5 protein-coding genes, 1 tRNA gene, 1 rRNA gene and 4 pseudogenes are annotated in these 8610 nt (G+C 57.7%); 6 read left to right on the top strand and 5 right to left on the bottom strand.

What is annotated here, in order from left to right; translation table 11 throughout:
- Positions 1-8 precede the first annotated feature (8 nt).
- From rrf to L867_RS25895, 3 genes and pseudogenes are all read left to right on the top strand, one after another.
- A 5S ribosomal RNA gene (rrf, locus tag L867_RS0119965) occupies positions 9-123 on the top strand.
- Between the two features lie 122 nt (positions 124-245).
- Positions 246-322, top strand: a tRNA-Met gene (locus L867_RS0119960).
- Between the two features lie 229 nt (positions 323-551).
- A pseudogene (locus tag L867_RS25895) lies at positions 552-773 on the top strand (transposase domain-containing protein); the annotation flags it as partial.
- A 394-nt stretch (positions 774-1167) separates the two neighbouring features.
- On the opposite strand, the pseudogene L867_RS25890 reads toward L867_RS25895, so the two are convergent.
- Positions 1168-1374, bottom strand: a pseudogene (locus tag L867_RS25890) (IS3 family transposase); the annotation flags it as partial.
- A gap of 137 nt (positions 1375-1511) precedes the next feature.
- Between L867_RS25890 and L867_RS0119945 the strand changes: the two are divergent.
- A complete protein-coding gene (locus L867_RS0119945; protein WP_028738493.1) occupies positions 1512-1757 on the top strand; it encodes a hypothetical protein in 246 nt (81 codons plus the stop codon).
- 671 nt (positions 1758-2428) lie between these two features.
- Here the strand turns inward: L867_RS0119945 and L867_RS0119935 are convergent.
- The 4 genes and pseudogenes from L867_RS0119935 to L867_RS25885 form a co-directional block, all read right to left on the bottom strand.
- Positions 2429-3838 carry an aldehyde dehydrogenase family protein gene (locus tag L867_RS0119935; protein WP_210163657.1) on the bottom strand — a complete coding sequence of 470 codons (1410 nt, stop codon included), beginning with the start codon at positions 3836-3838 and terminating at the stop codon, positions 2429-2431.
- A gap of 66 nt (positions 3839-3904) precedes the next feature.
- Positions 3905-4348: pseudogene (locus tag L867_RS28070) on the bottom strand (molybdopterin cofactor-binding domain-containing protein); the annotation flags it as partial.
- 112 nt (positions 4349-4460) lie between these two features.
- Positions 4461-4577, bottom strand: a pseudogene (locus L867_RS28065) (FAD binding domain-containing protein); the annotation flags it as partial.
- A 2-nt stretch (positions 4578-4579) separates the two neighbouring features.
- The gene (locus L867_RS25885) at positions 4580-5146 is read right to left on the bottom strand and encodes a (2Fe-2S)-binding protein (RefSeq protein ID WP_051439124.1); all 567 of its coding nucleotides are present in this window, start codon (positions 5144-5146) and stop codon (positions 4580-4582) included.
- Positions 5147-5859: 713 nt separating this feature from the next.
- On the opposite strand from L867_RS25885, the gene L867_RS27145 reads away from it, so the two are divergent.
- Both L867_RS27145 and L867_RS0119915 read left to right on the top strand, forming a co-directional pair.
- The gene (locus L867_RS27145; RefSeq protein WP_084638659.1) at positions 5860-6732 is read left to right on the top strand and encodes a helix-turn-helix transcriptional regulator; all 873 of its coding nucleotides are present in this window, start codon (positions 5860-5862) and stop codon (positions 6730-6732) included.
- A gap of 164 nt (positions 6733-6896) precedes the next feature.
- Entirely contained in the window at positions 6897-8354 is a 1458-nt protein-coding gene (locus L867_RS0119915) for an aldehyde dehydrogenase (RefSeq protein WP_037174025.1), read from the top strand.
- Positions 8355-8610: the final 256 nt, after the last annotated feature.

Here is an 8610-nt window from a genome sequence, read left to right as displayed (position 1 = left end):
TTAGCCGACCTGGTGGTCATGGCGGGGCGGCCGCACCCGTTCCCATTCCGAACACGGCCGTGAAACGCCCCAGCGCCAATGGTACTTCGTCTCAAGACGCGGGAGAGTAGGTCGCTGCCAGGTCTGCTAAGTGCAAAACAAACATCTTCTCAATCCACAAATCAACGGCCCAAAGCCGATCAAGGGCCGCTCAAAAGCGGCCTTTTTGCTTTCCAAGCCCCGGGTATTCCCCGGCAAAAATATAACGCGGGGTGGAGCAGCCCGGTAGCTCGTCAGGCTCATAACCTGAAGGCCGCAGGTTCAAATCCTGCCCCCGCAACCAACCATCCCTGTGATCCCGTAGCATCAAACGCTGCGGGATTTTTGCGTTTCTCGCCTTCGCTTTCCCTGCACCGTGACAAGTGACCTGTAACTCGAGCTGACCTGAGCCCCAATTTCCCTCCAGTTTTCGGCGATCAGAGCACCCGCACGGTCAGCTTCGTTTGGCGCAAGGCGTCATCGAGGGCCGATGAATTCCGCAAATTGGGGAGCTTCGTCAGGGAATGGGCCGGCGTTCAATTCAGCCAATAGCCCTCAATCGCAAGAATGCTCTCTTTGCCGGACACGATACCGGAGCCGAGAACTGGGCGACCGTCGCTTCGCTGGTCGAGACCTGCAAACTTAATTCTATCGATCCGCAGGTCTACCTGACCGGCACACTCGCCGCGATCGTCAACGGCCACAAGCAAAACCGGATTGAGGACCTTCTTCCGTGGAATTATGTGGAGAAGTAGCCGGGGCAAAAGCTACGATAGCCCTATTGCGGCCATCCAAATCAACTCAAAATTTCGAGCAAAATTCTCGGCGAACTTAGAAAACCACCTATAATCAACCCACAGAACCCGAGAGCTATAGCTCCGATCAGGCCGTGATTTTCCCATCCGTGAACAGCGCCAACAATTACGGCGAGACCCACGATACCTGTGGTCCAAATAATTTGTAAGACGCTGCAGGTGCGACGGAACATAACTTCTCCAGTTGCCGGACTAACAATCCGCTTTAACCTAACCAGGATATAGGCACTTGCCTTCGAGCCAATAAGGGAAATCGATAGTTTTTTACGCGGTGGGCATCAACAGTCCAACTCTACAGCAGGCAGTCAAAGATTTGTCGGCAAGGTGCAAGCGGCACATCGCTTACGAGATAGACGAATCCCCGCGCCATGGGGATGCAGGTCAGGTCCATGGCCCAGACCTGGTTAGGCCGGGTGACCGCCAGCTTGCGCAGGCGGTAGGGATAGATTTTGTGCCCTGACGCTGGTTTCGAGGTGTTCGGGCGGCGATAGATCGTCTCGATGCCCATCTTCCTCATCAGCGTAGCGACGTGAAGCCGTCCAGTCTCCAGGCTAGACCCAATATGAGAGGATCAGACAAATCATGCAAACATGCTCCAATCCTCAAATTACAAAATAGCCCAGTCTTGTCTTCAAGCATCGGGAACGGTTCCCGCTGCTGTTGACAAGGAGAAAGATCATGAAAGCCATTATCGGAGTACTCGCATTCCTCAACCTTCTCGCCGTGCCGGCATTTGCCCTCGAGCCCGTTCCCGGCAGCATCACCTATGGTCCTGGCCCGACCTCGCGGCTCTCCAAGGCGCCGGTGGGATCGCCCGTATTCAATCATCTGATGTATGGCGGCCAGGAATACAATGAAACCTATCTGGTCCAACCCGGCGGTAGCCTGAAGCTGGTCAATCGCACCAGGCTCAATGACAACTGACTGTTGTTGACCGCGGCGCGATGCGCAAGGGACGGCGGCAAACCAGGGTCGAGATCGACCGGATTTCGATATGCCTCGCTTTGGGCCATGCCCATAGCGAGGTTTTCCGCTTGAAGGGATGCGCAGGCTGGATCGTAACCGCGACGCGAGCCGAACCGCAGATGACAGGCTCGAGGCCCTTCTTGCCATGCGGGCATAGCGGCGTTTCGGGCACGCGGGCGAGACTGCTGCGGGTTTGGCGGGGGCAGGTTCTTCGCCACACCTACAATGAGAGAGACCGGGAGGTTCTGCGCGCGCCCGAATCTGCCATCGTACTGCTGCAGGCGGTCGTGATCTCGTTGGAGACCGAGGACGGGGTAAGGCAAGCGCGGCTCGCAAGAGTTCTGAGGGCCGCCAGCTCGCTCCGGGGTTTGTGCCAGAGGCAATGACGGTACGCGTCTTCCGATAGCGGCTGTCTTTCGGCGCACGAAATGGACCCGATTGGCGGGGTGATCGGCGTCCTTTTGGACCGCCCGCAGGAGATCAACTTTCCGCGCCGATTGACACTCCGCCGAACCGACAGTGGGCGCTAGAGCATTTCCGGCGAAAACGGAGTCGCCTTAGATGCTCTATGTCTTTGTTTTCACGCAGTTCCGGACGCAAAACCGCTTCGCACTTTTGCTGGAACTGCTCTAGCGACTGAGGATGACCCGCGTTTCCAGATAGGATTCGAGCCCGGCGATGCCGAACTCGCGGCCGATACCCGACAGCTTGAACCCGCCGAAGGGGGCGGCCGGATCGATGATGAACTCGTTGACCGAGACACAACCGGAGAGAAGGTGATTGGCAATGCCCTGCGCACGCTCCGCATCAGCTCCGAAGACGTAGGCGTAAAGTCCATAGTCGGTGTCGTTGGCGATCCGGACCGCCTCATCGTCCCCGTCATAGGTGATCACGCACAGAACGGGGCCGAAGATTTCCTCGCGCGCAATTACCATGTCGTTGGTGACGCCTACGAACACCGTGGGTTTGACGTAATTGCCGTTCTCGAATCCTACCGGTTTTCCTTCGCCGCCTATCAGCACCTCGGCGCCTTCGCTAATCCCTTTGCGGATGTAGCCTTGGACACGCTCGTAATGCGCGGCCGAAACCATAGGCTGAATCACCGTATCGCGCTTGCTCGGGTCACCGATCTGAAGGTTCTCGATGCCAGTCTTCAGATACTGCTTGATTTCGTCGAGCCTGCTCTTCGGCACGAGGATGCGGGTACCGGCGGTGCAGGATTGTCCGGTATTCATCAATCCGACCATGAGGGCGAACTCGACCGCCTTGCCCATCTCCGCATCGTCGAGGATGATCGTCGGAGATTTTCCGCCGAGTTCAAGCGTAACGCGTTTCATCCTCTCCGAAGCCTGGCTGGCAATCATCTTTCCGACGCGAGTTGATCCGGTGAAGGAGATCTTCTCTACATTGGGGCTGCGGGTGATGGTGTTGCCGACGATGTCGCCGCGACCATTGACCAGATTGATGACGCCCGCTGGCAGGCCTGCCTGCTTGAAGCATTCCATCAGGACCTTCGACTGGAGGGGGCTCAACTCGCTCGGTTTCATGACGACCGTGCAGCCGGCAGCAAGCGCCGAGGCTGCCTTTTCGCAAACGAACCAAGGGCTGCCATTCCAGGGTGTCATCAGCCCTGCGACGCCTATGGGCAGTTTCTGGATCGTGGACAGGCCTTGCCGTATCTCGAAATTTTCGGGCTTCAACAGGTCTTGGGCGAAAATGAAGAAATCACGAGCCTGATCGACAATGTAGTCGGTGAAGACAGCGGGAGCGCCATATTCGGCTATGGTGATGGCCTTCAGATCGTCCATCCGTTCGGTGATCGCGTCCGCGAGGCGCTGAAGCCATACTTTGCGCTCTTCGAGCGTTGTCTTCGACCAGGTTACGAAGGCCGCCTTGGCCGCTGCGATTGCGCGCTCGGTGTCGACTTCATCACCAAGCGTGGCAAGGCCAATGAGTTCACCGGTCGCAGGATTGTGGATCTCCATGACTTCCTTGCCGTGAGATTCGACAAAGCGGCCACCGATGAAATGCTCGGTCATAATCTGCATGATGAAGTCCTTTCTCTCCATTTGCCGTTCAACCAATGATTGCTTGTCGCATTGCGTCTACAGTACATCTTCGATGCGGATGGGCAGGTTTCTCACCCGCCTTCCAGTCGCGTGAAACACCGCATTGGCGATCGCCGGGGCCATGCCGACCAACGCGATCTCTCCCAGTCCTTTCACTCCGAGCTGGTTCACGTGGGGATCCTCTTCATCGACGAAGACCGCATCCAGATGAGGGATGTCCAGATTAACCGGTACGAGATAGTCCGCCATGTGAGCATTGACGGGCCGCCCGTCGCGCGGATCAAGAACCGTCTGTTCCATCAGCGCCATGCCGATTCCCCCGACCATCCCCCCGATGCACTGGCTCTGGGCCAGGCGCGGGTTGATGATGCGACCCGCACCATAGGCGCCCAAGGCGCGCCTTACCCGGATCATGCCGACATCCGGATCGACCGCGACTTCCGCGAAGACCACGCCGAAGGCGTGCATCGAAAAGCGTTGTGCGACCTCGGGGGCACGCCGGGACGACGCGACGGCTTCGATCGAGCCGCCCGCGGCGGATCTCGGCGAGTGGAAGGGCGTTGATGTCTACAAGCCGGCTTGGCTGTTCAACCTCCTCGCGCATCAGGTCGACCAGAGTCGTGCCTCCCGCGATGATGCGTGCCCCTGATGAGGCCGCGGCAATCGCAGTATCGATGGACGTCACCCTCTCGATTGTGAAGGGCCGCATGATCAGATCCTCCACGCAGTCTGGGCGATCGCCGCAACGATGCCGGGATAGGCGCCGCAGCGGCAAATATTGCCGCTCATCCAGAACTGGATCTCCTCGGACGAACCCGCATGGCCTTCTGCAATGCAGCTGAGGCCCGACATGATCTGGCCAGGTGTGCAGTAGCCGCACTGAAGACCGTCATGCTCGATGAAGGCCGCCTGCAGCGGATGGAGCTTACCGCCCTTGGTCAGCCCTTCGATGGTGTTGACCTCGGCGCCATCCTGCATGACCGCCAACGTCAGGCACGACAGCACGCGCCTGCCGTTCATCAGCACAGTACAGGCGCCGCAAGCTCCTTGATTGCAGCCCTTCTTTGTCCCGGTGAGTTCGAGTTCCTCCCGAAGGACGTCGAGGAGCGACTGACGCGGGTCGAGCTCGAGTTGGTGCGGCTGGCCGTTTACGATGAGCATTATGCGGTTAAGCATCGCGACATTCCTGATGGGTAATGGGGTCGCTTGCGCCGTAGCGCGAGGTAACGCGGCCAAGGATGCGGCAGTTGTCGCAACGATCGGACAGGACACCGCCATGTGCGGCCCAAGATCCTTCGGTGACCGTATGCGTTGTTTGGTCTGTGTCGTTCATCACGATTCTCCCTTTGGACACCGCGATTCATTGCCTGCCTCAGACTGCAGATTATTCTGGCCAACCTGCGATCTCTTGCAGATTCCTGTCTGCCGGCGTTGCGGGAACTCATCGCGTTGAAATGCACGATGAACGGCAGGTCTTCCTTAGACCCGTGGGGGAATTTCTATGGGCCGGCGAAATATGAGGTCGATGGCAGCCGGGCATGCCGCACACGCTACGGTCATCTTCCGTTCACGAAAATGTTTACCACCCGAAGTCCAATCGCCGTTGCCAGGCTTGAGATGCCTGGGTAAAAGAATTGTGCGCAATTAGATCGCTTGTTGTGTGTGGCGACTTCCCGACTTGGACTTGCGACAAGGCGAGTCCTCGCTCGCCTTCAACGAAGGAAAGCAATGCGTAACGTGTCTATATGCTTGCGTGCCGCAGCGGTCGCTGCACCGCAATGGACAGCGACGACAGCCGCAGCCGAAAAAGCCAGCGGTAGTCCTGGTTTATGGCGCTTTTGCTGGATCCGACAGCTGGAGTAGTGCCAGTCGCGCGGGCGGGAGCGCCGGAATGGCTCTGGCCTGGCGGCGCCTGCGGCCCAGCTGCCGGTCGCGCAAGGCACGTAGGGTACAACCGGTGAAAGCTTAGACAGGCGAACGGGAACTTCCGAATGACAGCAATTGATTCAGCAGTAGATACTCTGTTGAGAGGTTCTAGATCGGTCGGTCCACCGCTCGCCAGAATTTGCAGCAGTGTTAGGATCGAGCGCCGCGTTCTCGATGCGATTGAGAGACAGGAAGAGCATCTAGACTACCACCATATCATCCACTGGGCAGGGGAACCAACCATAGTGGAGCGTGAGTACCGTATTGGGCGGTTTCAAAGGGTCGTAAAAAAGCCGGGCTCTCTTTCGCTTGGAGCTGCTGGACGTCTACCGGCCGTTCGCGCACTGACGCCGTACAACGTGACAGTGTGCGTCATAGATCCAGCAGCGGTACAGATGGTCCTTCAGGAGACGAGATGCAGCGCGCCGCACCGCCTCCATAGCCATCTCGGTATCTGCGATCGCCCCCTCGGGTATCTGTTGAGCTTGCTAACGCAAGAAGCGCAGACCGGCGGGGCAACTGGAGCTCTTTATTGTGAATCCATCGAACAAGCATTGATCAGTCGATTTTTAGCAGTCGCCACTGCGGAGGGCGGAAGAGCTGATACGATATCACCGCTGCCTCCCAAAGCCCTCCAGCGTGTGCTTGATAAAATCGAAAGCGAAAAAGAATCAAATCTGACTCTTGCCGAGTTGGCGAATGAAAGCGGATATAGCCGAGCACATTTTGTAAAGATGTTCCAGGCGGCCTTGGGGAAGACCCCATTCGAATATCTGCGTGACCAGCGATTGGAAAAAGCGCGCCGTGCGTTGAGCGAAACGAGAGATGACCTCGCATCAATAGCCAGTCAAGTCGGCTTCTCGAGCCATTCGCACATGACGCGCCTATTCCAGAGGAAGTACGGCATCTCCCCAAGTCGTTACCGCAGAAGCAGTTGATCTTGCGACGGCCAGCAATCGCGGCCGTAGGCGGTCGCCACGCAATTTAATCGCACCATCGTGCCAGAAGCCGCACCATGTGAAAGCGCACGCCCACCTAGTCGATTACGGTAGACGGGACGCCATTCAGGGCTGTCCATTCAACCTGTGAGAGAATTGTTATCATGAAGGACTGGCGAATTCAGCTGCCACCACAAATATTTGAAGGTTTCTATATCGACGGATCGTGGGTCCGAGCCTCATCGGCAGCCATTAAGGAGGTTATAAGCCCAACAACCGGCCGGTCAGAATTTTCTGTCCCGTTGGCGGTCGCAGCTGACGTTGATTGTGCGATTGCGTCCGCAAAGAAGGCCTTCGAACAGGGACCGTGGCCGCAACTATCTCCAAAGCAAAGAGGCGAAATGATGCACCGGCTGGCGGATCGGCTGACTGCATTGCTTCCAGTCCTGGTCCCTCTGTGGACGGCTCAAGTCGGCGTCCCGATCTCACTCGCGCAGCGACTGATGCCGCTCGCGGTAGCGCGTCTGAGATATTTTGCCGATCTTGCGGCCTCTTACGAATTCGACAAGGACCGTGAGACGCCACGCGGACTCGCCAAGATTGTTTCGGAGCCAGTCGGTGTCTCAGCGTTGATCATTCCCTGGAATGCTGCCCTTCCAATCCTGATGAACAAACTCGGTGCCGCGCTGGCAGCGGGCTGCACCTGCGTTATCAAGCCCTCACCAGAAAGCCCCCTTGATGCGATGATGGTTGCCTACTGCGCCCATGAAGCGGGGCTGCCGCGGGGTGTCATCAACGTCGTACACGGCGAAGCTGAGGCCAGTGCGCGTCTGGTTGCATCGCGAGATGTTGCCAAGGTGAGCTTTACAGGAAGCGTGACCACAGGACGTTCCATCGCCTCCGTCGTGGCTGCGCGCATGGGACGTCTGACACTGGAATTGGGCGGTAAATCAGCAGTCATCCTGCTTAACGAAGTCGAATTGCCAAAGGCGATGCCCACCCTGGAGCAGTTCACAATGCCCTTTTCGGGTCAGTTCTGCTTTTCGCAGTCGAGGATTCTTGTGCCAAGAGAACGCGAGGACGAGATTGTGGAAGCCTGCGCGGCCAGAATTGCAGCCTTTAAAGTGGGAAGCCCCTGGGATGAGAAGACCCAAATCGGACCCGTATTAAATCGAAGACAATTCGATCGCGTGATGGGCTATATTGAGCAGGGCACGCAGGATGGCGCGCGTGTTGTAACGGGTGGGCGATCAGCCAACGTATCCAACGAAGGCTACTACATCGAACCGACGCTCTTTCGTGACGTTCATCAAGGAATGGCGATAGCGCGCGATGAGATCTTTGGCCCTGTGGTTACCGTTCAAGCATACGATACCGTCGAGGAAGCGATCGCAATCGCCAACGACACAGACTTTGGTCTGAGTGGTTCCGTATTTGGCGAACCGAAGCGGGCCTACGACATCGCAAGACAGTTGCGAACCGGACAGGTCGGCATCAATGGTATGGAGATGGCCCCCGCCGTCCCCTTCGGGGGCTATAAGATGTCGGGTCTTGGCCGGGAAGGTGGACCGGAAGGGCTTCGGGCCTTCCTTGAAACAAAGGCGATCTTACTTCCGAGCTAGGAGCCGCAGGTTGCACGGCGACTAACAGAGGCAGGAGGGCCATCCTGCTAAAACTGGGCGGAAGGCTGTCCAAGGAGGGGTGATTGTCTCGAAGCACCGGGCCTCGGATTTTCGCGGACGTGTCTTAAGTTTCGAGAAGCCATCTCGATCGGGTTCGGGTCTGGCGAATAAGAAGGCAGGAACAGCGGCCATGCGCCGCCGGCCCCCGACCAGTTGTTCGGCCCGTTCGCTTTGGTGAAAGGGGACACTGTCGAGA

It is taken from the genome of Paenirhizobium selenitireducens ATCC BAA-1503 (assembly GCF_000518785.1).
GTDB classification, from domain to species: domain Bacteria; phylum Pseudomonadota; class Alphaproteobacteria; order Rhizobiales; family Rhizobiaceae; genus Allorhizobium; species Allorhizobium selenitireducens.
This window is presented reverse-complemented; position numbering and strand designations above follow the sequence as displayed.

What these genes read in the sequence shown, in the direction of transcription:
- L867_RS0119935 (WP_210163657.1), bottom strand. Translation starts at nt 3,838, where the DNA reads ATGACCGAGCATTTCATCGGTGGCCGCTTTGTCGAATCTCACGGCAAG.
- L867_RS27145 (WP_084638659.1), top strand. Translation starts at nt 5,860, where the DNA reads ATGACAGCAATTGATTCAGCAGTAGATACTCTGTTGAGAGGTTCTAGA.
- L867_RS0119945 (WP_028738493.1), top strand. Translation starts at nt 1,512, where the DNA reads ATGAAAGCCATTATCGGAGTACTCGCATTCCTCAACCTTCTCGCCGTG.
- L867_RS25885 (WP_051439124.1), bottom strand. Translation starts at nt 5,146, where the DNA reads ATGGCGGTGTCCTGTCCGATCGTTGCGACAACTGCCGCATCCTTGGCC.
- L867_RS0119915 (WP_037174025.1), top strand. Translation starts at nt 6,897, where the DNA reads ATGAAGGACTGGCGAATTCAGCTGCCACCACAAATATTTGAAGGTTTC.